The organism is Mesorhizobium sp. AA23, assembly GCF_001672435.1.
Lineage (GTDB): Bacteria > Pseudomonadota > Alphaproteobacteria > Rhizobiales > Rhizobiaceae > Mesorhizobium.
Genome location: NZ_LYTP01000012.1, coordinates 42396 through 66601, shown reverse-complemented (window position 1 = coordinate 66601; position 24206 = coordinate 42396). Strand labels below are relative to the sequence as shown.

Below are 24206 nucleotides of genomic sequence, written 5' to 3'. Positions count from 1 at the left end.
GACCGTAGCGCCCGGGGCAGCGGGTTTGAAGCGGTTTGTTCGGGGACTGGCTGGAAGGGCAGGTTGGCCGCTACGCTTTCATCTATCCGAGCGACCTCGCCAGCTTGCGCAGCGCCCCCTGCGGATCATCGGTGATGACGGAGCCATGCGAGACAAGGATGCGCTTGAGCGCCGGCAGGTCCGCCCATCGTCTCAATTGCGCTGCGAGTGCCGCCTTGTCGCCGACCATCGTCAGCTTGACCGGCCAGGGTATACGCGGCTCATCACCGGCAAATCCCATCATGCGCAATGCCCAGCCGGCAAAGCCGGACGCGTCGCGGATGTTGCCGACGATATCATTGAGAACCAGCGTCGTGCCGTTCGGTCCGTCAATTTGCAACGCCGCCTCGCGATCACGGGTTCCGGGGACGGTGACGAGCTTGACGTCGGGATCGCCAAAGTCGCCGCGTGCCGCATCGACATGCACCGCCTTCTCGACGCTGTTGCGCGCGCCCGCCGGTGCAATCACCTGCAGGGTGGGATAGCGATCTTTCCATGGCTTTGCATCGAGCCGGTGATGATCGTTAGGGACGATCAGGAAGGCCGGCTCCCCAAAGGCCTCGATCGCGCGCATCTGTTCGTCATCGAGCGCGATGGCGCTGAAGATGACGGGCCGTCCGTCGCGCAATCGCACCACGGTCATGCGCCGTTTCAGGTTGCCGACCGGCATCGGTATGTCGCCCGTCACCGTCAGAATATCGTCGTCGACAGGAGAGAGCCTGCCATGCGGCAGAACCTTCCACTCCTTGAACGGCGCGGGCATCACGGAACCTCGGCTTAACAGACAAGATAGGAACGGTTTAATCCGAGACGAGTTGCAGGCACAAAAAAGCCCGGAAAATCCGGGCTTTTTGCTCATCGCGTCAGAACGTCTGGAACGGGAATTTTGGTGCCCAGAAGAGGACTCGAACCTCCACTCCTTGCGGAACACGGACCTGAACCGTGCGCGTCTACCAATTCCGCCATCTGGGCTGGTGGGCGCTCATGTAAGCGGGCAAACGAAGCGTGTCAACGCGGTTTTTTCGAGGAGCTCAAGACTGACCAGAGGGCAGCTGGGGTTCATTTCAGGCACGGACGGCAATTGTCGGCGTCGGCCCCGCCCCTCATCGCCCTGCCGGGCACTTCTCCCCGTATAGGACGGGGAGAAGGGCTGGCCGCGGCGTTGGCGTCCTCTTGAGACGCTGGCGATTGGCGAAATCGGCGGCCGGAGCTTTCCTCTCCCCGTCACTATACGGGGAGAGGATGCCGGCAGGCAGGTGAGGGGCGGCGCCGACGCTGGTCAGTTAACGGCGAGACGGAATTCCGAGCTGAAGCGGTTGTCCCGAGACGGCCACCCGTTCCGAGCGGGGCCGGAACGATAGAACCCCTCACCCCTCCAGCACTTCCTTCTTTGCCACGGTGGAATCGGCGTTGAGCTTGTAGATCACCGGCACGCCGGTGCCGAGCTCCAGCTTGACGATCTCTTCGCCCGACTTGCCGTCCAGCGCCATGATCAGCGCCCGCAGCGAATTGCCGTGCGCGGCGACCAGCACCGTCTCGCCGCGCAGCACATGCGGCTGCACGTCGTGCAGGTAATAGGGCCAGACACGCGCGCCGGTGTCCTTCAGGCTTTCGCCACCGGGAGGCGATACGTCGTAGGAGCGGCGCCAGATATGCACCTGCTCCTCGCCCCACTTCTTGCGCGCGTCATCCTTGTTGAGGCCGGAGAGATCGCCATAGTCGCGTTCGTTGAGCGCCTGGTCGCGGACGGTCTCGAGCTTGCTTTGGCCGACCACGTCGAGAATGTGCTGGCAGGTCTTCTGCGCCCGCTTCAGCGCCGAGGTGTAAGCGATGTCGAATTTCAGCCCGCGCGCCTTGAGCTTCTCGCCGGCGGCAAGCGCCTCCGCATTGCCCTGGTCGGTGAGGTCGACATCGCGCCAGCCGGTGAACAGGTTCTTCAGGTTCCATTCGCTCTGGCCGTGGCGCACGAGCACGAGAGTTCCCGACATGTTTGCTCCTGATACGTGGTTGGATTTGAGCAATTCCAGGAAAAGTGTGTAGCGGTTTTCAGCCCGGAATTGCGGAAGAAAAGCAGAAAAAACCGCCTCAGCCCAGGCCGAGCACGTCCCGCATGGAATAGAGGCCCGGCTTCTTGCGTCGGCCCCAGAGCGCCGCCTTGACCGCGCCGCGGGCAAAGATCGCCCGGTCCTCGGCCTGGTGGGCGAGCGTGATGCGCTCGCCGGTGCCGGCCAGGATCACGCTGTGCTCGCCGACCACCGAGCCGCCGCGCAAGGTGGCGAAGCCGATCGTGCCGGCCTTGCGCACGCCGGTTTGGCCGTCGCGCACACGCACGCTGTTGTCCTTGAGCGCGATCTCTCGTCCTTTGGCCGCCGCTTCGCCGAGCAGCAGCGCCGTGCCGGACGGCGCGTCGACCTTGTGCCTGTGGTGCATCTCCAGGATCTCGATGTCGAAATCCTGCGCATCGAGCGCGCGCGCCGCCTGCTCCACCAGCACCGCCAAAAGATTGACGCCGAGGCTCATATTGCCGGATTTTACGATGGTCGCGTGGCGCGCCGCCGCGGCGATCTTCGCATCGTCATCGGCCGAACAGCCGGTCGTGCCGATGACATGGACGATGCGCGCCTGCGCGGCATAGCCGGCGAATTCGACGCTTGCGCCTGGGGCCGTGAAATCGAGCACGCCGTCGGCCTTGGCGAAGACCGGCAGCGGGTCGTCGGCGATCGGCACATTGATGGTGCCGATGCCGGCGAGCTCGCCGGCATCCTTGCCGAGGTGCGGCGAGTCCGGCCGCTCGACGGCACCGGCAACGCGCGCGCCGGGAATGGAGTGGATGGCGCGGATCAGCGTCTGACCCATCCGGCCGGCGGCGCCCACCACCACCAGGCCCATATCGCCCGTATCGCTCATGCGCTTCTCCCGACGGTTTTCTTGGCGCGGCTGCGCGGCGCCGGGGCCGAAGTCTGGCTTGTCGTGGCGTCATCGACAAGCCCTAGCCCCTTCTTGCCCTGCACCCGGTGGAAGCGGGCATAGACGCTGTGCGGGTCGGCCATCAGCGAGGCGTGTGTGCCTTCCTCGACCAGCCGTCCCTCTTCCAGCACGATGATGCGGTCGGCATTGACCACGGTCGACAGCCGGTGCGCGATGACGATGGTGGTGCGGCCTTCCATGACATGGGTGAGCGCTTCCTGGACGCGCGCTTCGGCCTCGTTGTCGAGCGCCGACGTAGCCTCGTCGAGCAGAAGGATCGGCGCCTGGCGCACGATGGCGCGGGCGATCGAGACGCGCTGGCGCTGGCCGCCGGAAAGCGTCGAGCCGCCTTCGCCGACCGGCGTGTCGTAGCCTTGCGGCTGCTGGCGGATGAACTCGTCGGCGGCGGCCTGTTTCGCCGCCTGCTCGATCTCCGCGTCGGTGGCCGAGAGCCGGCCGTAGCGAATGTTGTCGCGGATCGTGCCTTCGAAGAGATACGGCGCCTGCGAGACATAGGCGATCGATTGGCGCAGCGACCGCTTCGTCACCTTCGAGATGTCCTGGCCGTCCACCTCGATGCTGCCCTCGTCGACGTCATAGAAGCGCTGCAAGAGCGCCACCAGCGTCGACTTGCCGGCGCCCGAAGCGCCGACGATCGCCGTCACCTTGCCGGCGGCGGCGGTAAAGCTCAGATCCCTCAGCACCGGCATGTCGGCGCTATAGCCGAACGTCACATCGCTGAAGGTCACTTCGCCGGAAATAATCTTCGCTTCGGCGGCGTCGGGCGCGTCGCTTTGTTTCGGCTCGAGGTCGAGCAATTCATAGATCATGCGCGCGTTGACCAGCGCGCGTTCCATCGCCACCTGCATGCGCGCCAGCCGCCGCGCCGGATCATAGGCCAAGATCAGTGCGGTGATGAAGGAAAAGACCGCGCCCGGCGGCTGACCGAGATACAATGCCCGATAGCCGGAATAAGCGATGACGGCGGTCACGGCGAGGCCGGCCAGCATGTCCGAAATCGGCGACAGCCGTTCCGAGACGCGGGCAATCTTGTTGCTGCGCTGTTCGGCCGTGTCGGCCATGCTGCCGATGCGGCGCTTAAGCTCGTCCTCCAGGGTGAAGGCCTTGACGATGGCGATGCCTTGGGTGGCCTCCTGCACCGACCCGCTCAGCCGAGAATTGATCAGCACGGATTCCCGATTGATCTTGCGCACCCGGCGCGTGATGTAGACGACGGCCCAGATCAGCGGCGGCCCGATCAGCAGCGAGCTCAGCGACAACACCGGATCCTGGTAGACCATGAGGCCGACCAGGCCGACGAGCGTCACTGCGTCGCGAGTGATCGAAATCAATGTCAGCGACAGCAGGTCGCGGATGCCGCCGATATTCTCGTCCAGCTGCGCCGCCAGTCGACCCGAGCGCGTGTCGTTGAAGAAATTGACGCCGAGCTTCATCAGTTGGTCGAAGCTGCGCTTCTGGTAGCGGGCGACCAGATTGTTGCCGATCGTGGCCAGCATCACCGCCTGGCCGTAGCCGGCGAAGCCGCGCACGAGGAAGGCGCCCATGAAGCCGGCGCAAATCCACCAGACGGCGTCGCTGCTCCGCTCGTAGAAGATCTGATTGACCATCGGCGCCATGACCCAGGCCGAAAAGGCGGTCGCGCCCGAAACCAATAACGAGCAGACGATGACGATCGCGTAGGACCAGCGATGGTCATAGCCGTTCTCGGCGATGATACGGCGCAGTACCGCCGTTACCTCGCCGGGCCGGGCCTTTAGCTTGTTTGGATTTTGAAATGTCAAATCGGCAGCGCTTCGTGGGTTCTCGTCAAAGGTCGGGGAGCATGTCGGCACCCTCTTAGCGCCCCGGCTACGGCTTGCCTATGGCGAAACTTCGTCGCGGTGGCCGATTGCCATCCCGAACCCGGGCGCGCTCATGCCCGCCAGTGCCGTCCGGCGGTCTGAACGCCGAACAGCGACGGGGTTCTGGCATAGGCGGCCAGCCCGAGAAGCGCGGCCAGCGGGTGGGTGATGACATAGACCGGCATCGTGCGCATCAGCGCGCTGTGCGGCGCCTTGTCCTCGAACGCGGCGCGGAAATTGCCGGCTTTCAATGCCGGCACGATTTTTTGCGCGATGCCGCCGGTCAGGAAAACGCCGCCGCGGCTCATGAACACCAGCGCGAGATCGCCCGCGGTGCGGCCGAGGCAGGTGACGAACAGTTCCAGCGCTTCCTGAGCCACCGGATCGGATTTGGCGAGCGCGGCCGCGGTAACTTCCGCCGGCGTCGTGAAAGGCGTCGGCTTTGCGTCGGCCCTGGCCACCGCGCGATAGACATTGACCAGTCCGCGGCCGCACAGGATCTGCTCGCCGGAGATGCGACCCTCGAGCTTTTCGATATGCGGAAACACTTCGAAGTCGCGCGGCGTGCGCGGGCCGATATCCATATGCCCGCCCTCGCCCGGCACCGGTATCCAGCGGCGCAGCGCGTAGATCAGCCCCGCGACGCCGAGCCCCGTCCCCGGGCCGAGCACGACCCGGCCGGCATTCGGCTCCGGCGTCCCGCCGCCGATCTTTTCCATATGCTCTTCGCCCAGCGCCACCACCGCCAGCGCCTGCGCCTCGAAATCGTTGAGCACGACGATCTCGCTCAAGCCCAGATTGGCAAACATCTGGTGCGGCTTAACCACCCACGGGCAGTTGGTCAGCCGGATCTCGTCGCCGTCGACCGGCCCGGCCACCGCCAGCACCGCCGAATGCGGCTGGATCGACGAGCGGTCGAGCACCGCCGCCTGGATCGCCTCGTCGATCGTCTTGAAATTGGCCGTCTGGACGATTTGCGGCTCGGTCGCTTCCGAATTGGCGTCGAGCACGATCGAGAAACGCGCATTGGTGCCGCCGATATCACCGATCAGGACCGGAAACCGCAGCGCTGTATCGTCTTCGCCAACCATGCTTTTTGTCCCGTTCGTTCCCGCTCCGTCGCTGACTAGCGCATGGTCCTGCAAAGGGAAAGCGGCTTTGGTGCCTATCTCGAGCGTCGGCGCCGCCCCTCACCTGCCTGTCGGAATCCTCTCCCCGTCAGTGACGGGGAGAGGGGCACTGTCGCCAATGGTTTCGCCAATCGCCAGCTTCGCAAGAAGAAAGCCCGCATTGCGGCAGCCAGGCGGATGTGGGGCGCCGCCGGCCTCGACCATCTGGACGCCGTGGCGTGGCCTCAGTTCCCCGGCCTTGGCCGGGGCACTGGAATGCCGATTTTGGGCGTCGGCGCAAAGGAGCTCGCCGCCGCCGGCAGCGTCGCCGCATCGCTGGAGATCGTCTCCGCCGGCTCGGTCGCTTTCGATTTGGCCGCCGCCACCGCTGCCGCGCCGTCGCCCTGATAGGTGACCGCTTCCAGAGAAGGCGCGTCCGGCGCCGCAAGCACCGCCTGGCACTCCTTCGGCAAATTGGCCATGGTCATCAGATCGCGCGCTTTCGGCGCATCCGGGTTCTTGTTGGGCCGCCACGGCTCCTCGGTGAACCACCAGGCAAGCGGTTTGCCGCAGCCGTCATCGGCCGGCGTCGCCTCCTGCGCCTTGCAGCCGGGCGAGCCCGCCTGGCAGCCGATACGCATGTGGAAATGATAGTCATGGCCCCAGAACGGCCGGATCTTGCGCAGCCAGGAGCGATCGCCGGTGACCGTGTCGCAAAGTTTCTTCTTGATGCCCGGATTGACCAGGATGCGCTCGACCTCAGGGTAGCTCGCCGCACGCTTCAAAAGCCGCGTATGGGACGGCGTCCACAGCGCGTCCTTCACCAGATGCGTCTTCTCGTCGACCATCAGCGTCGCGCTCATGCTCTCGCGCTGCGCCATGGTCAGCGGCCGCCGCGGCATCGGCGTCAGCCAGATGTCGGCATCGAGGCCGATCTGGTGCGAGGCATGGCCGGTCGTCATCGGGCCGCCGCGCGGCTGCGAGACATCGCCGACCAGCAGCCCCGGCCAGCCATCCGCCTGGGCGTCTCGAGCGAGCTTCTCGATCAGCGCAATCATCGCCGGATGGCCCCAGCGGCGGTTTCGCGAGGGGCGCATCACCTCCCAGCTCGGCCCGTCCACCGGCAAGGCGACCCCGCCGGTGAAGCAGCCTCTTGAGTAAAAGCCGAACGATTGCGCGTGCGCCACCGCCGGCAGCTTCTTGGCGCCAAACAGGTCTTTTGCGCGCGGTTCGGCCGAGATCGCGGCCGCCGCCAGCCCGGCTAAGGTCACCAGGGCAAGCGCGGCGGTCAGGAACGGCTTCCTGTCGGGCAGCGGTCGCAACGTCATCAGGTCGGGTCCCCTCTCCAGTGGCGCGACGCAATCTCAGGCGGCATGCTAAAACATGTCTCCGGAAAGTGGGACCCGGTTTCGGGACAAAGACATGCATAAAATCAAACCTGGAGCGCATGGAGCGAATCCGAAAGATTCGCGAGCACTTCAGGCGCGAATCATATCACGCCATGCACGTCGCTTCGCTCACGAGCGTTTCATCGGGCTGCGCGGCTCTCCGTCCCGCCAGTTGCCGTCGGCCCACATCCGCTCCAGCGCCACCCGGTAATTCGGGAAGCGAAAGCTGTAGCCGGCCGCTTTGATCGCTGCGTTGGCGACGCGCTTGTTTTCGCCGTAGAAGGACCGCGCCATGGGCGAAAGTTGCGCCGTCTCGAAGGGGATTTCCGGCGGCGCCTCCACACCCATCAGCCCGGCGGCGTAGGCGACGACATCCTGCGGCGGCGCCGGCTCGTCGTCGGTGACATTGAAGATGCCGCCGCGATTGCTATCGGCCAGGTGCCACAAGGCCCCGGCGATGTCGTCGCAATGGACGCGGTTGAAGACCTGGCCGGGCTTGACCAGCCGCCTCGCGGTGCCGTCCTCGAGATTGGCCAGCGCGTTGCGGCCCGGGCCGTAAATGCCGGAAAGCCGCAGGATCGCTATCGGCTTTCCGATTTCCCGCCCAAGAGCCAGCCATTCCTGTTCGGCCGCCACCCGCATTACCGAGCGCTTCGAAACCGGCCTGCACTCGGCGCTCTCGTCCACCCAGGCGCCGCCATGGTCGCCGTAGACGCCGACAGTGGAAAGATAGCCGATCCATTGGAGCGCCGGCATCTTGTCCCAGATCGCCTCGCCGACCGCATTGAGCACCGGATCGCCCGCTTCGTCCGGGGCGACCGAGATGATGAGATGTGTTGTGTGCCGAAGCGCGTCGCTGATTTCCGCCGTCAACGAACCGTCGAAGCTTGACGGCTCGATGCCCGCCTCTCGCAAGGCCTCGAACTTTCCCGGCGATCGCGTCGTCCCAAGGATCGGCGCGCCATCTTCATTGGCTCTCGCAAAAGCCCTGCCGGAATAGCCGGCGCCGAAAATGAAGAAGCATCTCTCGCCCATCAAGTAAATCCTCTTCTTCAATGGTCCTTTGCGGGAACCGGCAACGCTGACAGCCATTCCTCGCGCACCGTTGCATCGCCTTCGGACTGCAAGGCTGAAGCGGCGAGCTCCGCAAAATCGCGCCGCGGCATCAGTCGCGATAGCGCCCATACTGCCGCACCCCGCACCAGGGGCGAGCCGTCGTCGATTAGGCCCCGCGCGACCGGCGTCAGCGAAGCATCGCCCGAATTGCCGGCGGCGATCAGCGCGTTGCGGATGAAACGGTCGCGGCCGATGCGCTTGATCGGCGAGCCGGAGAAAAAGGAGCGGAACGTCGCATCGTCGAGCAACAGCAGCTCCGACAGCCGCGGCTCGCGCAGATCTTCGCGAGCGGCAAGCTTGGCCTCGGCGGCGACGCCGGCGAATTTGTTCCACGGACACACGGCGAGGCAGTCGTCGCAGCCATAGATGCGGTTGCCGATCGCCTCGCGAAATTCGCGCGGGATCGGCCCCTTGTTCTCGATGGTGAGGTAGGAGATGCAACGCCGCGCATCGAGCCGGTAGGGCGCCGGGAAGGCATCGGTCGGGCAGATGTCGAGGCAGGCGCGGCAGGAGCCGCAATGGTCGATCTCGGCTTTGTCCGGCTCAAGCTCGGCCGTGGTGAAGATGGTGCCGAGGAACAGCCATGAGCCATGCTCGCGGCTCACCAGGTTGGTGTGCTTGCCCTGCCAGCCCAACCCCGCGGCTTCGGCAAGCGGCTTTTCCATCACCGGCGCCGTGTCGACGAAGACCTTCACGTCGCCGCCGGCACGCGCGACGATCTTGCCCGCGATTTCCTTCAGCCGACCTTTCATCACATCGTGATAGTCGCGATTTTGCGCGTAGACCGAGATCGCACCGCGATCGTGTTTGTCGAGGACATCGCGCGGATCCCGGTCCGGACCATAGTTCATGGCGAGCACTATGATCGAACGCACTTCCGGCCACAGCGTCGAAGGCTCGGCGCGCCGCCCGATCGTCTCGGCGATCCAGTCCATCGAGCCGTGAAATCCCTCGGCGACAAACTCGGCCAGGCGCGCGGGAGCCAGCGGGATCGCGTCCGGCCGGGTGACGGCAACGGCGTCGAAGCCGGCGCGGCGCGCCTCCGCGTCGATCAGCGCGCGCAGCTTCGTCGTGTCAGAAATCGAGGTCCGCATAATGCGATACCGGCGACAGGCCGCGCACGCGATCGGTGAGCAGCGGCCGGAACGACGGCCGTGATTTCACGCGAGTATACCATTCGCGCGCCGCCGCGTGCTCGCGCCAGTCGATCTCGCCGAGATAGTCGAGCACGGAAAGCGTCGCGGCCGCGGCGAGGTCGGCATAGGTCACCTTGTTGCCGGCCAGCCAATGACGCGTGCCGGCCAGCCAGTTGGTGTATTTCATGTGCTGGCGGATGTTGGCGCGCGCGGCGCGGATCGCGCCCGAATCGGGTGAACCGCCGCCCGCCGTCTCTGGCATCACTGGCTTCAGTACCCGCTCGCGCACCAGATGGCGGGTGACCTCGCTTTCGGCCTTGCTGAGATACCAGTCGGTCAGTCGCCGGATTTCGGCGCGCTGCATCGGGTCCTCGGCAAACAGCCGCCTGTCGCGCTTCAGCACCCCGCGTGTCTCGTCGAGATATTCGGCAATGACCATGGCGCCGACGATTGGCACATCGCCTTCGGCCAGCAGGATCGGCAGCGTGCCGGCCGGATTGAGCGCCAGAAACTCCTTGCGCCGGGTCCAGGGCTTCTCCTCGATCAAGGCCAGCTCCTCGCCATACTCGCCGAAGGCGAGGCGGACGAACCGGCAGGTGGCGAACATCGGGTGGTGAAAAAGCGTCAGCATGGTTCCGCGATGATAGGGCGCACTGGCAAATTGGTGTGAGCGCCGGTAAGTCTTGGCGGCCCGATTCCAGGGACTGTCATGTGTTGCGACCTATAGGGGGACTTCCGCGCCATGACAAGCAAGCCCTTCTCCTTAGCCGTCACTCGAAGCAGAGGTTGCCATGGAAAGCCAGACCATCGTCGAAGCGCTGCTGCTTGGTCTGATCGAGGGCCTGACCGAATTCATCCCGGTCTCGTCGACCGGCCACATCCTGCTCGCCGGCCATTTCCTCGGCTTCCATTCGACCGGCAAGGCCTTCGAGATCCTGATCCAGCTCGGCGCGATTCTTGCGATCTTGAGCGTCTATTTCCGCCGCCTCTGGAAGATGCTGCTCGAACTGCCGCATGACCGGCTGACAAGGCATTTCGCCATCGGCATCCTCATCGCCTTCCTGCCGTCGGCGGTCATCGGCGCGCTGGCGCATGACTTTATCAAGACCTTCCTGTTCGAATCGCCGCGCCTGATCTGCATCATGCTGGTCATCGGCGGCGTGGTGCTGCTCGCCGTCGACCGCATGAACCTGAAGCCCGTCTACCGCGATGTCGAGCGCTTCCCGACCAGGCTTTATCTGCAGATCGGCCTGTTCCAGTGTCTGTCGCTGATACCCGGCACCTCGCGCTCCGGCTCGACCATCGTCGGCGCGCTGCTCTTGGGCGTCGACAAGCGCGCGGCGGCGGAGTTTTCCTTCTTCCTCGCCATGCCGACCATGGTCGGCGCCTTCGCCTTCGATCTGTTCAAGAACCGCAACGTGCTGACCTCGGCCGACCTGCCGATCATCGCCGTCGGCTTCATCGCCGCCTTCGTCACCGCGCTCTTCGTGGTGCGCTTCCTGCTCGATTACGTCTCGCGCAAGGGCTATTCGCTCTTCGGCTGGTGGCGGCTGGTGGTTGGCGGGCTCGGACTGGCGGCGCTGATGATCTGGGGGTGAGCTTATCCTCCCACGAGTTGGGAGGGTAAGCCCCTCAATTCCGCCCGTAAAATGCATTCTCGACATGCACTGGCCAGCGCCAGGGCAGCACCGCCACCATGTCGAAGCGCACCGACAGCCGGCCATAGTCCGGCTGGCGCGACAGCCAGAGGTCGGCGGCACCCTCGATGCGCCGTTCCGAGGCGTGGGCGATCGCTTCCATCGCCTCCATCAGCGTGCGCCGCGCCTTGACCTCGACGAACAGCACCAGGTCGCCGCGCCTGGCGATCAGGTCGATCTCGCCGAGCTTTGTGCGATGGCGGCGCGCAAGGATGCGATAGCCCTTCAGCATCAGCGCCAACGCCGCCAGCCATTCGCCGCGATGGCCGCGCCGATAGGCTTTTCGCCGATGACCGACGGTGCGCTCAGCCACCGCCGTCCGCCTTCAGCTCGATCAGCCGGCGATAGAGCGCCTGTTTCTGGCCGCCGGTCATCTTCGCCGCTTCCGCCGCCGCCTTGGAGGCCGGCATTTCGGCGGCTAAAGACAACAGCAGCCGGTCGATGTCGGCCGGCTGGTCCTCGGCCGCCTCCGGCCGGCCGACGCAGACCACGATTTCGCCCTTGGGCGTCTCGGCCGCCGCGTAGTGATCGGCGAGCTCTCCGAGCGTTCCCGTTCGCATCTCCTCGAACGCCTTGGTGAGCTCGCGGCCAATCGCCGCTTTGCGCGCTCCGCCAAGCGCTTGCGCCATCGCAGCAAGCGTCTCGGCCAGCCGGCGCGGCGATTCATAGAAGATGAGCGTCGCCGGCACCTGCCTGAAGCTTTCGAGCTTGGTGAGCCTCTGGCCCGCCTTGGCCGGCAAGAAGCCGGCGAACAGAAAGGTGTCGGAAGGCAGGCCGGAAGCGGTCAGCGCGGCAAGCGCCGCCGACGGTCCGGGCACCGGAATAACGCGGATGCCGCGCTCCAGCGCCTCGCCGACCAGCCGGTAGCCGGGATCGGAAACCAGCGGCGTGCCGGCATCCGAGATCAGCGCCACGCTTTGTCCGGCAGCGAGCGACTCGATCAGCTTCGGCCCGGCCTCGGCTGCATTGTGCTCGTGATAGGCCGTGGTGCGCCGGCGAATGCCGTAGCGTTCGAGCAGCACGCGCGAGACGCGGGTGTCCTCGCAGGCAACGATGTCGGCGCCGGCCAGCGTCTCCAGCGCACGCAGCGTGACATCGGCGAGATTGCCAATCGGCGTCGCCACCAGATAGAGCGCCGGCTCCAGCGGCCGCGCCGCAATTTCGGTCTGCCCGATTACATAGCTGCGTTTGTCGCCGGTCAATTGAGGCCCTCCCCACGCGCCACTGTTTGCCACGGCTGATCTGCGGTTGCAAAACGTGATGGCGATGCAAGGGAATCGCCATGCCTTTGCCACGATGCGGAACCAAACCGCGTAAGGCGGATTTTACCCCTGATTCCCGAGGAGGAGGACAGGATGGACAGCCTGATCATTCAAGACGCTTTCACGCCCTATTATTCGGGCTGCAAGCGCTTTGCCGGATCGGAGAAGGTTGCCGGTTCGGAGGATCGGGAACCCTCCGCCAGGACAAAGGACAAGGAAGCGATGAAGCCGCTTCCAAGCCCCGCGGTTCAAGACGCCTCGACCGAAACCGAAAGCACGACGGAGCACTGACCGGACGATGCCCAATCGCTTCGACATTTTCATCACACGACTCGAAAGCAAGACCGCCCGCGAGGGCATTCCTTCCCATCCGATCGCCGCCCAGCACGGGAACCGCCGCGACAAGACCGACCTGAAGCAGGGCCGTTCCGGCGAGGCGCATGCGGAAAAGGATCGCGGGAAGCAGCGCCAGAAGCACGACGCCTAGAGCTGCTGCGACCCTTCGCGATCTCTCGCCTCGTTATCCCAGGCGGAGCGAGGAGCGAAGCGCCGTGCTTAGCCGTTCAACCACGCCATTCAGCCCAGATATTTAGTGACCTTGGCCTCCAGAAGTCGCACCAGCTCCGGGTCCATGAAGGCGTAATTGTCCGGAATGTCGAGGGAGATCACTCTGGCGGCCTTCAGGCTCGACCGGAACTTCTTTTGCAGCTTGGCCCGATGGTGCCTTCTCCATGACGAAGATGATGTCGGCCCACGCGACGAGCTCCTGCGTCAGCGGGTTGTCCGCGTCGTGATTGGTGCCGGCCGATTCGACCCCGAGGTCGCGGCGCCTGGAAAACACCTACTCGGCGGTGGGGCTGCGCAGGCGGTTCTGGCTGCAGACGAAGAGAACCTTTTTCACCGCGCGAGGTCTGCCACCACCGCATCGAGCACGATCATGCCGGCGGTCGTGGCGCGGAGGCGGGCGTTGCCGACCGGCGCCACCAGCCCCTCTTCCTGCAGCACCGACAATCGGTCGCTCGCCAGACTACGCCCGGCAAGCGTCTCGTAGCGCTGGAGGTCGATGCCTTCGGCCAGCCGCAGCCCCATCAATAGGAACTCGTCGGCTTCTTCGGCGCGCGTCAGCACCTCGCCGCCGGTGACGCCATGGCCCCTGGCTTCGACCAGGTTGGCCCAGGTCTCAGGCATCTTTTCCGCGACCGTCACGGTACGGCGGCCGTTCTCGACGAAGCGGCCATGCGCGCCGGGTCCGACGCCGACATATTCGCCGTAGCGCCAATAAGTCAGGTTGTGCCGGCTTTCCGCGCCCGGCCGCGCGTGGTTGGAGATTTCGTAGGCCGGAAGCCCGTGCGCCGCGGTCACCTCCTGCGTCAGCGCGTAGAGGTCGGCGGCATGGTCGTTGTCGGGCAGGACGAATTTTCGCGCTGAGTGGAGTGCATGGAACGGCGTGCCCTCCTCGATCGTGAGCTGATAGAGCGACAGGTGGTCGGCGGCGTGCCCGATCGCTTCCTCAAGCTCTAAAGCCCAAGCCTCCGGCATCTGGCCGGGCCGCGCATAGATCAGGTCGAAGGAGAGCCGCGGAAAGATTTCCCGCGCCAGCCCGATGGCCTGCAGCGCCTCCTCGACATTGTGCAGCCGGCCGAGGAAGCGCAGGTCCTTGTCGTTCAGCGCCTGCACGCCGAGCGAGACACGGTTGACGCCGGCCGCCCGATAACCGCGGAAGCGCTCCGCCTCGACCGAGGACGGGTTGGCCTCCAGCGTCACCTCGATCCCGGCAGGCACCGTCCAGTTCTTCGCTACGGCTTCCAGAACCGCTGACACCGTTTCCGGCTTCATCAGCGACGGCGTGCCGCCGCCGAGGAAGACGCTGGTCACCTCGCGCGGCCCGGTGCGGGCGCGCATCGTCTTGAGCTCCGTCTCGAAGGCCCGCGCAAAACGCTCCTGGTCGACCGGCTGGTGGCGAACGTGGCTGTTGAAGTCGCAGTAAGGGCATTTGGCCGCGCAGAACGGCCAATGGATATAGACGCCGAAGCCGGGGCTGCGGTCGAGCGGCATGGTCTGGCCTGTTCCGATCATTTTGACCTGAGCCGCGCCAGATCCAGCCGCGCCAAATCCAAGCGGGCCTGGGCAAACTTCTGGAAGGCGCGGGCGCGGTGCGACAGGGCTGTTGCCTGGCCGGGCTTCCAGCCATGCTTTTGCTCGGCGCTCATCTCGCCAAAAGTCTTGGCGAAGCCGTTGGGCAGGAACACCGGATCGTAGCCGAAGCCGAGCGTGCCGCGCGGCGGCCAGACCAGCGTGCCTTCGGCCTCGCCGCGGTAATATTCGGCCTCGCCATCGGGAAAGGCGAGGCAGATGACGGCGACGAAACGGCCGGTGCGCTGCGCCGGCTCGGTCGCGCCGACCTCCTGCAGCGCCACTTCGGTGCGCTGCATGGCCATGCCGAAATCGCGTGTGCCGTCCGCCGTCTCGGCCCAGTTGGCGGTGTAGACGCCGGGCGCCCCGTCGAGCGCGTCGACGCAGAGCCCCGAATCGTCCGACAGCGCCGGCAGGCCGGTGGCCTTGGCGGCGGCATAGGCCTTGATATAGGCATTCTCCTCGAAGGTCGTGCCGGTCTCGTCCGGTTCCGGCAGGCCGTAATCCTTGGCCGACTTCGCCTCGAAGCCGAACGGGGCCATCAAGTCGGCGAATTCGCGCAGCTTGCCTTCATTGTGGCTGGCGACGACGATCTTTTGTCCGTTCAAAGAATGCATTCAGAGACCCCAGATCCTTGGTTCGGCGAACTCGATCGAATTGCCCGAAGGGTCGCGGATATAGATCGAATGTCCGCCCTGCGGCCACTCGAAATCGCTTTCGATGGCGATGTTCTTGGCCGCCAAATGCTTGCGCCATTGGGCGATCTCGGCCGCAGTCGCGGTGAAGCAAAGATGCCCTTCGCCGACCGTGCCGTGCGGCGGCACCTTCAGCCTGGCGTCGGGCGCCGGCGGAATTTTCGTCGCCTCGGCATTGAAGATGAGCAGCACGCCGTTGCCGCAGCGGAAGAAGACGTGGCGACCTTCGACCTTGCCGAGCGGATCCAGGCCGAGGATGTCGCGGTAGAAGGCTTCGGCAGCGGTTAGATCTGTGACGTAGAGCGCTGATTCCAGAATCGCGGAGGGAATCACGAAGCACCCCCCTCTGCCCTGTCGGGCAGATGGCCGGCAGGCCAGAGGGGGATGCGAAGGATCGTCGACCTCATCGGTGACCCTACGCCACCGCCATCTGCTGCAGGCTGACCAGCCGAGAAATACCCTTCTTGGCCAGTCCCATCAGTGCCGAAAACTGCTCTTCGGAGAAGGGCTCGCCTTCCGCCGTGCCCTGGATCTCGACGATGCCGCCCTTGCCGGTCATGACGAAATTGGCGTCGGTGCCAGCCGAGGAATCCTCGAGATAATCGAGATCGATGACCGGCTGTCCGTCATGGATGCCGCAGGAGATCGCCGCGACATGGTCCTTGAGCACCTTGGAAACGCTGGCCATCTGGCGCGCTTCCATCCAGCGCAGGCAGTCATAGAGCGCCACCCAGCCGCCGGTGATCGAGGCGGTGCGGGTGCCGCCGTCGGCCTGGATGACGTCGCAGTCGACGGTGATCTGCTGTTCGCCTAGCGCCTGCAGGTCGACAACGGCGCGCAACGAACGACCGATCAGCCGCTGGATCTCCAGCGTGCGGCCGCCCTGCTTGCCGGCGGAAGCCTCGCGGCGCATCCGCTCGCCCGTCGAGCGCGGCAGCATGCCGTATTCGGCCGTAACCCAGCCCTTGCCGGAATTGCGCATCCAGGCCGGCACCTTTTCCTCCAGGCTCGCCGTGCACAGCACATGCGTGTCTCCGAACTTCACCAGGCACGAGCCTTCGGCGTGCTTGGAGACGCCGCGCTCGAAGGAGATGGCGCGCATTTCGTCGGGCTGGCGTTTGGAGGGGCGCATTCGGCCTTCTTTCCTATGGTTTTGGATTCGTCGGCGGCTTGTAGACGCATGCGACGGATGGCGCAAAGGAAAAGGGCGCCAAGGAAACGGGGCGCCAAGGAAACGGCGCTAGCGAAAATGGCCCGGGTTGCACCACGGAGGCTTAAGTCTATATCTTTCGATAGGAGGTTTTTCGCTGGAATGAACAAGGCAGTCGATCCCGCATCGCAGCCGCCCGTGCTTCAGTCGCTCGACATGCGCTCGCGCGACATCTTCCGGCGGATTGTCGATTCCTATCTGCGCGACGGCGAGCCGGTCGGCTCGCGCAGCCTGTCGCGCATCCTGCCGTCGTCGCTGTCACCGGCCACCGTCCGTAACGTGATGAGCGACCTCGAGCATCTGGGGCTGATCTACGCGCCGCACATCTCGGCCGGCCGCCTGCCGACCCAGACCGGCCTGCGCTTCTTCGTCGATGCCTTCATGGAGCTCGGCGATCTGTCGGACGACGAGCGTCGCGTCATCGAGGCGCAGGTGCGTGCCTCGGGCTCGGGCGCCACGCTGGAGCATATGCTGACCGAGGCCAGCCAGATGCTCTCCGGCATGTCGCGCGGCGCCGGCCTGGTGCTCGCCGCCAAGAACGAGGTGGCTCTGAAGCACATCGAGTTCATCCAGTTGGAACCCACCAAGGCGCTCGCCGTCCTGGTGTCGCAGAGCGGCGATGTCGAGAACCGCGTTGTCGACCTGCCGGCCGGCATCACCGTCTCGCAGCTGCACGAGGCCTCGAACTTCCTCAACGCCCATATCCGCGGCCGCACGCTGGCCGAGGCGCGGGTCGAGATCGCGCGCATCAAGGACGAGACCAGGGCGGCTCTCGACACGCTGTCGCAGGAGCTGGTCGAGAAGGGCCTCGCGGTATGGGCCGGCGCCGAAAGCGGCCTGCCGGCGCGCCTCATCGTGCGCGGCCGCGCTAATCTTCTGGAAAACGTCACCGCCCAGGCCGATCTCGAGTTGCTGCGCCATCTGTTCGAGGATCTGGAAACGCAGGACGGACTGCTGCAGCTCCTCGACCTCGCCGAGGAAGGTCCGGGCGTGCGCATCTTCATCGGCTCGGAGAACAAGTTGTTTTCGCTGTCCGGTTCGTCGCTCGTGGTCGCGCCCTATCGCGACAAGGATGCGCGCGTCGTCGGCGCGCTCGGCGTCATCGGCCCGACGCGATTGAACTATGCCCGCATCGTTCCGATGGTCGACTATACGGCCCAGTTGATTTCGCGCATGCTGAGATAGGCGAGCCGGAAACGTCGCAAGGAGGGTGGAAATGGCGCTGGAATCGTTCAAGGCCCAGATCAGCCTGCTGCTCGAGGAGATGGTGAACCAGCCGGAAGACGATCACGAGATCCAGGAGCTACTGCGCGAGAAGCTCAGGGAAATGCGCGCCATGGGCCTGCCGCTGCCGGCCGATCTGGTCGCGCTGGAAAAGCAGCTCGACGACGATCTGGATATCGAAGAGAGCTGAACTGCCGACGCTTCCCGTCAAAATTTGCATGCCCGGCTTCTCTTTTGGAGAGCCTGCCCGATATTCGCTGTCTGGTTGCTGATGCACGTTGGCGAATAACGGAGAACAGCATGATACGCATTGCCGGCCTTGCCGCCCTCGCCTTGCTCCTGGTCTCCGGCGCCGTAGCGCAGCAGGCCGACCAGCCCCTGCTCACCGGCAAAAAGGCCTTCGGTGACTGGAAGGCCGACCGGCCCGGCGTGCGGCGCCTCATCAGGCCCGACGATCTCCCGAAGCCGAATGTCGCCGAATCCGCCTCGAACGGCGGCGGTGTCACCGATCGCCCCGAGGATGCCAAGCCAGCCCTTCCACCCGGCTTTTCGGCCGAGCTGGTGGCTTCGGGCATCAGCAGCCCGCGTGTCGTGCGCACGGCGCCGAACGGCGATCTCTTCGTCGCCGACAGCAGGGCGAACCAGGTCCGCGTCTATCGACTGGCCGAAGGCAGCGCCAAGCCCGCCGAGAAGTCGGTCTTTGCCAAAGGCCTGACCCGGCCCTACGGCATCGCCTTCTATCCGCCGGGCGACAAGCCGCAATGGGTCTATGTCGCCAACAGCAACAGCGTCGTCCGCTTTGCCTATCGCGACGGCGACCTCAAAGCTTCCGGCGAGCCGGAAACGATCGTCTCGGACATCCCGTCGAGCCATCACTGGACGCGCGACATCGCTTTTTCGCCCGACGGCAAAACGCTCTATCTCTCGGTCGGCTCGGGCTCGAATACCGCAGAGGGCATTGGAGCGAGGCCGAAGGGCGGCGTCGAAGAATGGGCGAGATCGGCACCGCTCGGCGCTACCTGGGGCGCGGAGGAAGGCCGAGCGGATGTGCTCGCTTTCGATCCTGACGGCAAGAACCGCAGGATGGTCGCCACCGGCCTGCGCAACTGCTCGGGCATGACGGTGCAGCCGGCTACGGGCGCGCTCTGGTGCGTCGTCAACGAACGCGACGAGCTAGGCGACAACGTGCCTTTCGAATATGCGACCGCCGTCAAGGAGGGAGCCTTCTATGGCTGGCCCTGGTACTATATCGGCGACAACGAGGATCCGCGCCACAAAGGCGCGCGGCCCGATCTCGCCGGCAAGGTCACGGTGCCGGACGTGCTGATCCAGGCACATTCGGCGCCGCTCAACATCGCCTTTTACGAGGGCGGCAACTTCCCGGCCGACTACAAGGGCGACGCCTTCGTCACCCTGCACGGCTCGTGGAACCGCAATGTCCGCACCGGCTACAAGGTGGTGCGGCTGAAGTTCAAGGACGGCAAGCCGACCGGCGAATATGAGGATTTCGCCACCGGCTTCGTCATTGCCGACGATGCGGTCTGGGGCCGGCCGGTCGGTGTCGCGGTGGCGAACGATGGTTCGCTGATCCTGACCGAGGACGGCAGCGGCACGATATGGCGCGTCACCTACGGCGACGGCCGGTCCTGAAGCGGCGCTGGTGCAACCGAATCCGGCCGCAAGGCAATTAACGCCGCCCCGACGCCGTGGTAAAAGGCCGCCGCTCTGGATCCCGATCTCGGGATAGCGCTGGGTTCAAGCCATGACACTGACAGGATTTCTCGCCTACAGCGCCGCCCTCGGCGTCGCCGCCGCCATTCCGGGCCCCGGCGTGACGGCGCTTGTTGCCCGCGCGCTCGGCTCCGGCTTCCGTTCGTCGCTCGCTATGTCGTTCGGTCTCATGCTCGGCGACATTACCTACCTCACCGCCGTCGTGCTCGGCCTCGCCTTCGTCGCCCAGACCTTCGGCATGGTGTTTCTCGCCATCAAATGGGCGGGCGTCGCTTATCTCGCCTTCCTTGCCTGGCGCTTCTGGACCAGCGGCATCTCGCCCGAGACGGTCGAGGCGCGCAAGGGCAGAAGCGGCCTGGCGTCGAGCTTCATCGCCGGGCTGACGGTGACGCTCGGCAACCCGAAGACGATGATCTTCTATCTCGCCATCACGCCGACCATCGTCGACCTGAAGACGATCACGCCGGCCGACTACGGCATCCTTGTCGCGCTGACCGTTGTCGTCCTGTTCGTGGTGCTGGTCCCCTATCTGGCGCTGGCTGCCAAGGCGCGCTGGTTCCTGAGATCGCCGCGCGCGCTCAAGGTGCTGAACCGCACCGCCGCCGGCTTCATGATGGGAGCGGCAGCCGCCATCGCGGCCCGTCAATAGGCCACATTCTCAACCGGCCCCCGTTTCGGGGAAAGCATCCCTGAAACGGGCCGATCCGGAAAATGCATTTCCGGCGCGGGGAGGTTTTCAGCAGCCGCCCCACTCGGATATTTTCGGCGGGCAGCCTATCTTGCGCGGCTGAAAGCCTTATTCTGTATGCCTATGCCTTTGCCTTGGGAGCGAAACCAATGAACAAGCCCGTCACCTCCGCGCGCGTCCCCGGCCGCGGCCGCATCTTCAACTCGATCACCGAGACGATTGGAGACACGCCGCTGGTGCGGCTGGATAAGTTCGCCAAGGAGAAGGGCGTCGTCGCCAACCTGCTGGCCAAACTCGAATTCTTCAACCCGATCGCCTCGGTCAAAGACCGCATCGGCGTCTCGATGATCGAGGCGCTGGAGGAGGCCGGCAAGATTGCGCCGGGCAAGACCACGCTGATCGAACCGACCTCCGGCAACACCGGCATCGCGCTGGCCTTCGCCGCCGCCGCCAAGGGTTACAAGCTGATCCTCACCATGCCGGAAACAATGTCGGTCGAACGTCGCAAGATGCTGGCGCTGCTCGGTGCCGAATTGGTGCTCACCGAAGGCCCGAAAGGCATGAAGGGCGCCATCGCCAAGGCCGACGAGCTTGCCGCCACGCTGCCCAACGCCATCATCCCGCAGCAGTTCGAGAATCCGGCCAATCCGGAAATCCACCGCCGCACCACGGCGGAGGAGGTCTGGAACGACACCAATGGCGAGGTCGACATCTTCGTGGCCGGCATCGGCACCGGCGGCACGATCACCGGCGTCGGCCAGGTGCTGAAGAAGCGCAAGCCTTCGCTGCATGTCGTGGCGGTCGAGCCGGAAGCCTCGCCGGTGCTCTCCGGCGGCCAGCCCGGCCCGCACAAGATTCAAGGCATCGGCGCCGGCTTCGCGCCCAAGATACTCGACACCACGATCTATGACGAGATCGTCAGAGTCTCGAACGAGGATTCGGTCGCCAATGCGCGCCTCGTCGCCCGCCTCGAAGGCGTGCCGGTCGGCATCTCGTCGGGTGCCGCGCTGCAGGCGGCGATCGTCGTCGGCTCGCGGCCGGAAAACAAGGACAAGAACCTCGTCGTCGTCATCCCGTCCTTCGCCGAGCGCTATCTCTCGACGATCCTGTTCGACGGGCTGGGGGCGTAGGCGCTCATACCTCGAAGAATGGCCGGGAAATGCCACGGTCCAGAATGGATACCACCTGTCTTATCCGAGATTAACGGAGCCGCTGTTCCTCCTCCGCAGAAAGATCCGCAACGCTTGTGACGTGGAGACGTCAAGGCATGGATCCTCGGGTCTGCGCGCGTCGCGCAGCTCGTTGCTCGCACGTGGATGACCAAAGTCGGGAACGCCACAGCCAATCTCAAGAGCTTGCGAACAAGCGGCACTCCCGGGATGATGCAAGCTGGATCGCTCAAAAAGCGTCTGTGGCAAGCGGAGCCCGGCTTGAGGAAGGCGCCGCTTCCGGTTCAAATCGCCGCCGGCCTCGAATCGGCCGGCGGGAGGATTTTATGTACAAGCTTTACACGCGTCCCGGCAGCGGCGGATTCGTCGTCGAGGCGGCCTTGGCTATGGCCGGCGCGCCTTTCCGGCAGATCGACGTGCCGAAGAAGGATCCGCCCGATCCGGCTTTCCTCGCCATCAGCCCGTTGAACCAGGTGCCGGCGCTGACGTTGCCCGACGGCCGGTCGATGACGGAATCGGCGGCGATCTGCATCCTGCTCGCCGAGCGTCATCCAGAAGCGCATCTGGCGCCGCAAGCGGGCTCGCCGGCCCGCGCCGATTTCCTGCGCTGGATGGCCTTCATGTCGTCGGCGCTCTATCCCGCGATCCTGAGGCTCTATTACCCCTACCGCTACACGGCCGACGCCGATAGCGTGCAGGTGGTCAAGGAGGCGGCTATCGCGGAAATGGATCGCGGCTTTGCCATTCTCGATAGCGCGCTCGCCGGCCGTGAGTGGCTGGCCGGTGAGGAACTTTCGCTGGTCGACATCTATCTCGTGATGCTGGTGGCCTGGCATCCCGACACCAAGAGCGCTCGCGTAGCCTGGCCGAACATCGAACGGCTGTGGGGCAAGTTGCGCCAGCATGCGATCATGCGGAAACTGAACCTTTCTCATGAGATGTGGCCGCAGGACTAGTTGCTGGAACCGCCGTCTCGCCTCAGTTGCGGACCAGCTTCCCCCGCTCGGCCTGCAGGAAATGGCGCAAGGCCGGATCGCGCTCGAGGCCGATCGCCCGGTCGTAAGCCTCGGCGGCCTCGGCCGTCCTGCCGAGCCTGGCTAAGAGCTCGGCCCGCGCCGCCCAATAGGGCTGGTATTCGGCAAGCCGCTTATCGCCGCCGATCTCGTCGAGCGCGGCAAGACCCTCGGCTGCGCCCTCGGCTTCGGCGATCGCGACAGCGCGGTTGATCGCCACCACCGGCGAGCCGGCAATCGCCATCAGCGCGTCGTAAAGCTGGCGGATCGCGGTCCAGTCGGTGCGGCCGCTCCGCCGCCTTGCCGTGTGCGCCGACTGGACCGCAGCCTCCAATTGGTAGCGGCCGATGGTTCCCCTGATCGCGGCGCGCCTGAGCAGCGCTTCCGCCTCGTCGATCAGCTTGTCGTCCCAAAGCGCCACGTCCTGCTCAGCCAGCGGCACGAAGTCGCCGTCGGGACTGCGCCGCGCCGTGCGCCGCGCGTCGGCGAAAAGCATCAGCGCCAGGAGCCCGAGCGTTTCCGGCTCATCCGGGATCAGCGACGCGACCAGCCGGCCGAGCCAGATGCCTTCCGTAGCCAGGTTGCGTCGGCGCGTCTCGGTGCCGGCCGGATCCGACCAGCCCTCGGCGAATGTGGCGTAAATCGCTTCCAGCACCGCATCGAGCCGCTCGCCGAGCTCGGCCCGCTCCGGTACCCGGAAGGGGATGGCGGCCTCGCGGATGCGGCTCTTGGCGCGCACCAGGCGCTGGCCCATCGTCGTCGGCGAGACCAGAAAGGCCGAGGCGATGGTTGCGGCGTCGAAGCCAAGCACGGTCTGCAGGATCAGCGGCGCGCGTACGCTGGCCTCGATCGCCGGATGTGCGCAGGCAAACATCAGCCTCAGCCGCTCGTCGGGCAAATCCTCGTGCGTCATGCGCGCCTCCGCCTCTTCGGCAATCAGCTGCAGGTGGCCGCGGGCCGCCTCGCCGGTCAGCCGCCGCCGCACGGCGTCGACGTCGCGGCGGCGCGCCACCGCCAGCAGCCAGGCCTCCGGCTTTTCGGGCACGCCGCTCTTCGGCCAGCGCTCCAGTGCGGCGGCGAACGCGTCGGCCAACGCGTCCTCGGCGCCGGCAACGTCGCGCATGCGAGCAGCGAGATAGGCAACCAGCTTGCCGTAGCTTTGCCGGGCGGCCGCCTCGGCCGCCGCCCGCGCGGTCTCCGGGCGCTTGTCCATATTGCTAGGACCGGTAGTCGGTCATTTCCCAGATCGGCCGCACCTCGACCGTGCCGGTGCTGGCTGCCGGGCAGCGCGCGCCCCATTCCATAGCGGTGTCGATGTCGGTCGCTTCGATCATGTAGAAGCCGGCAAGCTGTTCCTTTGTGTCGGCATAGGGACCGTCGAGCACATTGGTCTTGCCGTCGGCGAGCCGTATCGAAGTGGCCGCCTGGGTCGGACGCAGCCTTTCGCCGGCGAGGTACGCGCCGGACTTCTTCAAGGCTTCGGTATAGGCACCGTAGGCGGCAAGCGTCTGTTCGGTCTTGTCGCGCGGCGCATTCGCCATTGCCGCTTCGTCATTGTAGATCAAAAGCATGTATCGCATGGTCTTCTCCGTTTTCTCGAAGGCCGCGTCGTCGCGGGCCGACCTATGTCGTGCGGCCACGGCCGATTTCGACAGGCGCCGCGAAAATCTTTCGCCTCCAAAGCAATCGAGCGCAAGCCGGCGCTTTCGCCACCCCTCGATCGTTCGTCTAATGGCTGCAATTGCGGGTTGGCATTTGGCGTCTCCT

The 24206-nt window shown here is 65.4% G+C and carries 26 protein-coding genes, 1 tRNA gene and 1 pseudogene; 9 read left to right on the top strand and 19 right to left on the bottom strand.

The window, feature by feature from the left end:
- Window positions 1-82: 82 nt before the first annotated feature.
- The 10 genes from A9K66_RS10950 to A9K66_RS10905 all read right to left on the bottom strand — a co-directional run bounded on the left by A9K66_RS10950 (window position 83) and on the right by A9K66_RS10905 (window position 10248).
- Window positions 83-802, bottom strand: a complete 720-nt coding sequence (locus A9K66_RS10950) for a hypothetical protein (protein WP_067323477.1) — start codon at window positions 800-802, stop codon at window positions 83-85.
- A gap of 124 nt (window positions 803-926) precedes the next feature.
- Window positions 927-1011: transfer RNA gene (locus A9K66_RS10945), tRNA-Leu, on the bottom strand.
- A 395-nt stretch (window positions 1012-1406) separates the two neighbouring features.
- Window positions 1407-2027: a 2,3-bisphosphoglycerate-dependent phosphoglycerate mutase gene (locus A9K66_RS10940; RefSeq protein ID WP_067003230.1), complete on the bottom strand. Its 621-nt coding sequence runs from the start codon at window positions 2025-2027 to the stop codon at window positions 1407-1409.
- A gap of 97 nt (window positions 2028-2124) precedes the next feature.
- Window positions 2125-2946, bottom strand: a complete 822-nt coding sequence (gene dapB / locus A9K66_RS10935; RefSeq protein ID WP_067323475.1) for a 4-hydroxy-tetrahydrodipicolinate reductase — start codon at window positions 2944-2946, stop codon at window positions 2125-2127.
- Window positions 2943-4808 (bottom strand): ABC transporter ATP-binding protein, encoded by a 1866-nt coding sequence (locus A9K66_RS10930; RefSeq protein WP_067323474.1) that lies wholly within the window; start codon window positions 4806-4808, stop codon window positions 2943-2945. The genes dapB and A9K66_RS10930 overlap by 4 nt, the downstream gene beginning before the upstream one ends.
- 131 nt (window positions 4809-4939) lie before the next feature.
- Entirely contained in the window at window positions 4940-5959 is a 1020-nt protein-coding gene (locus A9K66_RS10925) for a glucokinase (RefSeq protein ID WP_067003316.1), read from the bottom strand.
- Between the two features lie 263 nt (window positions 5960-6222).
- On the bottom strand, window positions 6223-7305 hold the full coding sequence (gene mepA, locus A9K66_RS10920; protein ID WP_067323472.1) for a penicillin-insensitive murein endopeptidase: 1083 nt from the start codon (window positions 7303-7305) through the stop codon (window positions 6223-6225).
- A 189-nt stretch (window positions 7306-7494) separates the two neighbouring features.
- Complete coding sequence (locus A9K66_RS10915) at window positions 7495-8400, bottom strand: SDR family oxidoreductase (protein WP_067323470.1); 906 nt, start codon at window positions 8398-8400, stop codon at window positions 7495-7497.
- 17 nt (window positions 8401-8417) lie between these two features.
- A complete protein-coding gene (gene queG / locus A9K66_RS10910) occupies window positions 8418-9575 on the bottom strand; it encodes a tRNA epoxyqueuosine(34) reductase QueG (RefSeq protein ID WP_067323469.1) in 1158 nt (385 codons plus the stop codon).
- Complete coding sequence (locus tag A9K66_RS10905; protein WP_067003220.1) at window positions 9556-10248, bottom strand: glutathione S-transferase family protein; 693 nt, start codon at window positions 10246-10248, stop codon at window positions 9556-9558. Before A9K66_RS10905 ends, queG begins: the two co-directional genes overlap by 20 nt.
- 160 nt (window positions 10249-10408) lie before the next feature.
- On the opposite strand from A9K66_RS10905, the gene A9K66_RS10900 reads away from it, so the two are divergent.
- Window positions 10409-11215: an undecaprenyl-diphosphate phosphatase gene (locus tag A9K66_RS10900; protein WP_067323467.1), complete on the top strand. Its 807-nt coding sequence runs from the start codon at window positions 10409-10411 to the stop codon at window positions 11213-11215.
- Window positions 11216-11249: 34 nt separating this feature from the next.
- Here the strand turns inward: A9K66_RS10900 and A9K66_RS10895 are convergent, their stop codons facing one another.
- Window positions 11250-11627: a YraN family protein gene (locus A9K66_RS10895; RefSeq protein WP_067323465.1), complete on the bottom strand. Its 378-nt coding sequence runs from the start codon at window positions 11625-11627 to the stop codon at window positions 11250-11252.
- Entirely contained in the window at window positions 11620-12516 is an 897-nt protein-coding gene (gene rsmI, locus A9K66_RS10890) for a 16S rRNA (cytidine(1402)-2'-O)-methyltransferase (protein WP_067323463.1), read from the bottom strand. The genes A9K66_RS10895 and rsmI overlap by 8 nt, the downstream gene beginning before the upstream one ends.
- Before the next feature lie 153 nt (window positions 12517-12669).
- Here rsmI and A9K66_RS10885 point away from each other — a divergent pair, with 153 nt between their 5' ends.
- Window positions 12670-12867, top strand: a complete 198-nt coding sequence (locus A9K66_RS10885) for a hypothetical protein (RefSeq protein ID WP_067003211.1) — start codon at window positions 12670-12672, stop codon at window positions 12865-12867.
- 7 nt (window positions 12868-12874) lie between these two features.
- Window positions 12875-13063, top strand: coding sequence for a hypothetical protein (locus tag A9K66_RS10880; RefSeq protein ID WP_067323462.1), 189 nt, complete (start codon window positions 12875-12877; stop codon window positions 13061-13063).
- Between the two features lie 89 nt (window positions 13064-13152).
- Here A9K66_RS10880 and A9K66_RS29395 read toward each other — a convergent pair.
- From A9K66_RS29395 to rph, 5 genes and pseudogenes are all read right to left on the bottom strand, one after another.
- Window positions 13153-13417, bottom strand: a pseudogene (locus A9K66_RS29395) (protein tyrosine phosphatase).
- Window positions 13418-13473: 56 nt separating this feature from the next.
- Complete coding sequence (hemW, locus tag A9K66_RS10875) at window positions 13474-14652, bottom strand: radical SAM family heme chaperone HemW (RefSeq protein ID WP_067323460.1); 1179 nt, start codon at window positions 14650-14652, stop codon at window positions 13474-13476.
- A complete protein-coding gene (gene rdgB / locus A9K66_RS10870) occupies window positions 14649-15326 on the bottom strand; it encodes an RdgB/HAM1 family non-canonical purine NTP pyrophosphatase (RefSeq protein WP_067323458.1) in 678 nt (225 codons plus the stop codon). Before rdgB ends, hemW begins: the two co-directional genes overlap by 4 nt.
- Window positions 15327-15737: a VOC family protein gene (locus tag A9K66_RS10865; RefSeq protein WP_067323457.1), complete on the bottom strand. Its 411-nt coding sequence runs from the start codon at window positions 15735-15737 to the stop codon at window positions 15327-15329.
- 82 nt (window positions 15738-15819) lie between these two features.
- Window positions 15820-16536: a ribonuclease PH gene (gene rph / locus A9K66_RS10860; RefSeq protein WP_067003199.1), complete on the bottom strand. Its 717-nt coding sequence runs from the start codon at window positions 16534-16536 to the stop codon at window positions 15820-15822.
- Window positions 16537-16716: 180 nt separating this feature from the next.
- On the opposite strand from rph, the gene hrcA reads away from it, so the two are divergent.
- The 6 genes from hrcA to A9K66_RS10830 all read left to right on the top strand — a co-directional run bounded on the left by hrcA (window position 16717) and on the right by A9K66_RS10830 (window position 22382).
- On the top strand, window positions 16717-17799 hold the full coding sequence (hrcA, locus tag A9K66_RS10855; RefSeq protein WP_067323456.1) for a heat-inducible transcriptional repressor HrcA: 1083 nt from the start codon (window positions 16717-16719) through the stop codon (window positions 17797-17799).
- A 31-nt stretch (window positions 17800-17830) separates the two neighbouring features.
- Window positions 17831-18028, top strand: coding sequence for a hypothetical protein (locus A9K66_RS10850; RefSeq protein WP_067003314.1), 198 nt, complete (start codon window positions 17831-17833; stop codon window positions 18026-18028).
- 110 nt (window positions 18029-18138) lie between these two features.
- Window positions 18139-19488 (top strand): sorbosone dehydrogenase family protein, encoded by a 1350-nt coding sequence (locus A9K66_RS10845; protein ID WP_067323455.1) that lies wholly within the window; start codon window positions 18139-18141, stop codon window positions 19486-19488.
- Window positions 19489-19600: 112 nt separating this feature from the next.
- Window positions 19601-20218 carry a LysE family translocator gene (locus tag A9K66_RS10840; protein ID WP_067323453.1) on the top strand — a complete coding sequence of 206 codons (618 nt, stop codon included), beginning with the start codon at window positions 19601-19603 and terminating at the stop codon, window positions 20216-20218.
- 188 nt (window positions 20219-20406) lie between these two features.
- Window positions 20407-21387 (top strand): cysteine synthase A, encoded by a 981-nt coding sequence (cysK, locus tag A9K66_RS10835; protein WP_067003192.1) that lies wholly within the window; start codon window positions 20407-20409, stop codon window positions 21385-21387.
- Between the two features lie 365 nt (window positions 21388-21752).
- The gene (locus A9K66_RS10830; protein WP_067323451.1) at window positions 21753-22382 is read left to right on the top strand and encodes a glutathione S-transferase family protein; all 630 of its coding nucleotides are present in this window, start codon (window positions 21753-21755) and stop codon (window positions 22380-22382) included.
- A 22-nt stretch (window positions 22383-22404) separates the two neighbouring features.
- On the opposite strand, the gene A9K66_RS10825 is transcribed toward A9K66_RS10830, so the two are convergent.
- Together A9K66_RS10825 and A9K66_RS10820 are read right to left on the bottom strand one after the other, a co-directional pair.
- Window positions 22405-23652, bottom strand: coding sequence for a DUF6596 domain-containing protein (locus tag A9K66_RS10825; RefSeq protein ID WP_067323449.1), 1248 nt, complete (start codon window positions 23650-23652; stop codon window positions 22405-22407).
- A 4-nt stretch (window positions 23653-23656) separates the two neighbouring features.
- Window positions 23657-24019 (bottom strand): YciI family protein, encoded by a 363-nt coding sequence (locus A9K66_RS10820; protein WP_067003312.1) that lies wholly within the window; start codon window positions 24017-24019, stop codon window positions 23657-23659.
- Window positions 24020-24206 lie beyond the last annotated feature (187 nt).

Bases quoted from the DNA above. Each gene is read 5' to 3' on its own strand.
- A9K66_RS10950 (WP_067323477.1), bottom strand. From the start codon at position 802: ATGCCCGCGCCGTTCAAGGAGTGGAAGGTTCTGCCGCATGGCAGGCTC.
- A9K66_RS10940 (WP_067003230.1), bottom strand. From the start codon at position 2,027: ATGTCGGGAACTCTCGTGCTCGTGCGCCACGGCCAGAGCGAATGGAAC.
- dapB (WP_067323475.1), bottom strand. From the start codon at position 2,946: ATGAGCGATACGGGCGATATGGGCCTGGTGGTGGTGGGCGCCGCCGGC.
- A9K66_RS10925 (WP_067003316.1), bottom strand. From the start codon at position 5,959: ATGGTTGGCGAAGACGATACAGCGCTGCGGTTTCCGGTCCTGATCGGT.
- mepA (WP_067323472.1), bottom strand. From the start codon at position 7,305: ATGACGTTGCGACCGCTGCCCGACAGGAAGCCGTTCCTGACCGCCGCG.
- A9K66_RS10915 (WP_067323470.1), bottom strand. From the start codon at position 8,400: ATGGGCGAGAGATGCTTCTTCATTTTCGGCGCCGGCTATTCCGGCAGG.
- queG (WP_067323469.1), bottom strand. From the start codon at position 9,575: ATGCGGACCTCGATTTCTGACACGACGAAGCTGCGCGCGCTGATCGAC.
- A9K66_RS10905 (WP_067003220.1), bottom strand. From the start codon at position 10,248: ATGCTGACGCTTTTTCACCACCCGATGTTCGCCACCTGCCGGTTCGTC.
- A9K66_RS10900 (WP_067323467.1), top strand. From the start codon at position 10,409: ATGGAAAGCCAGACCATCGTCGAAGCGCTGCTGCTTGGTCTGATCGAG.
- A9K66_RS10885 (WP_067003211.1), top strand. From the start codon at position 12,670: ATGGACAGCCTGATCATTCAAGACGCTTTCACGCCCTATTATTCGGGC.
- A9K66_RS10880 (WP_067323462.1), top strand. From the start codon at position 12,875: ATGCCCAATCGCTTCGACATTTTCATCACACGACTCGAAAGCAAGACC.
- hemW (WP_067323460.1), bottom strand. From the start codon at position 14,652: ATGATCGGAACAGGCCAGACCATGCCGCTCGACCGCAGCCCCGGCTTC.
- rdgB (WP_067323458.1), bottom strand. From the start codon at position 15,326: ATGCATTCTTTGAACGGACAAAAGATCGTCGTCGCCAGCCACAATGAA.
- rph (WP_067003199.1), bottom strand. From the start codon at position 16,536: ATGCGCCCCTCCAAACGCCAGCCCGACGAAATGCGCGCCATCTCCTTC.
- hrcA (WP_067323456.1), top strand. From the start codon at position 16,717: ATGAACAAGGCAGTCGATCCCGCATCGCAGCCGCCCGTGCTTCAGTCG.
- A9K66_RS10850 (WP_067003314.1), top strand. From the start codon at position 17,831: ATGGCGCTGGAATCGTTCAAGGCCCAGATCAGCCTGCTGCTCGAGGAG.
- A9K66_RS10845 (WP_067323455.1), top strand. From the start codon at position 18,139: ATGATACGCATTGCCGGCCTTGCCGCCCTCGCCTTGCTCCTGGTCTCC.
- A9K66_RS10840 (WP_067323453.1), top strand. From the start codon at position 19,601: ATGACACTGACAGGATTTCTCGCCTACAGCGCCGCCCTCGGCGTCGCC.
- cysK (WP_067003192.1), top strand. From the start codon at position 20,407: ATGAACAAGCCCGTCACCTCCGCGCGCGTCCCCGGCCGCGGCCGCATC.
- A9K66_RS10830 (WP_067323451.1), top strand. From the start codon at position 21,753: ATGTACAAGCTTTACACGCGTCCCGGCAGCGGCGGATTCGTCGTCGAG.
- A9K66_RS10825 (WP_067323449.1), bottom strand. From the start codon at position 23,652: ATGGACAAGCGCCCGGAGACCGCGCGGGCGGCGGCCGAGGCGGCCGCC.
- A9K66_RS10820 (WP_067003312.1), bottom strand. From the start codon at position 24,019: ATGCGATACATGCTTTTGATCTACAATGACGAAGCGGCAATGGCGAAT.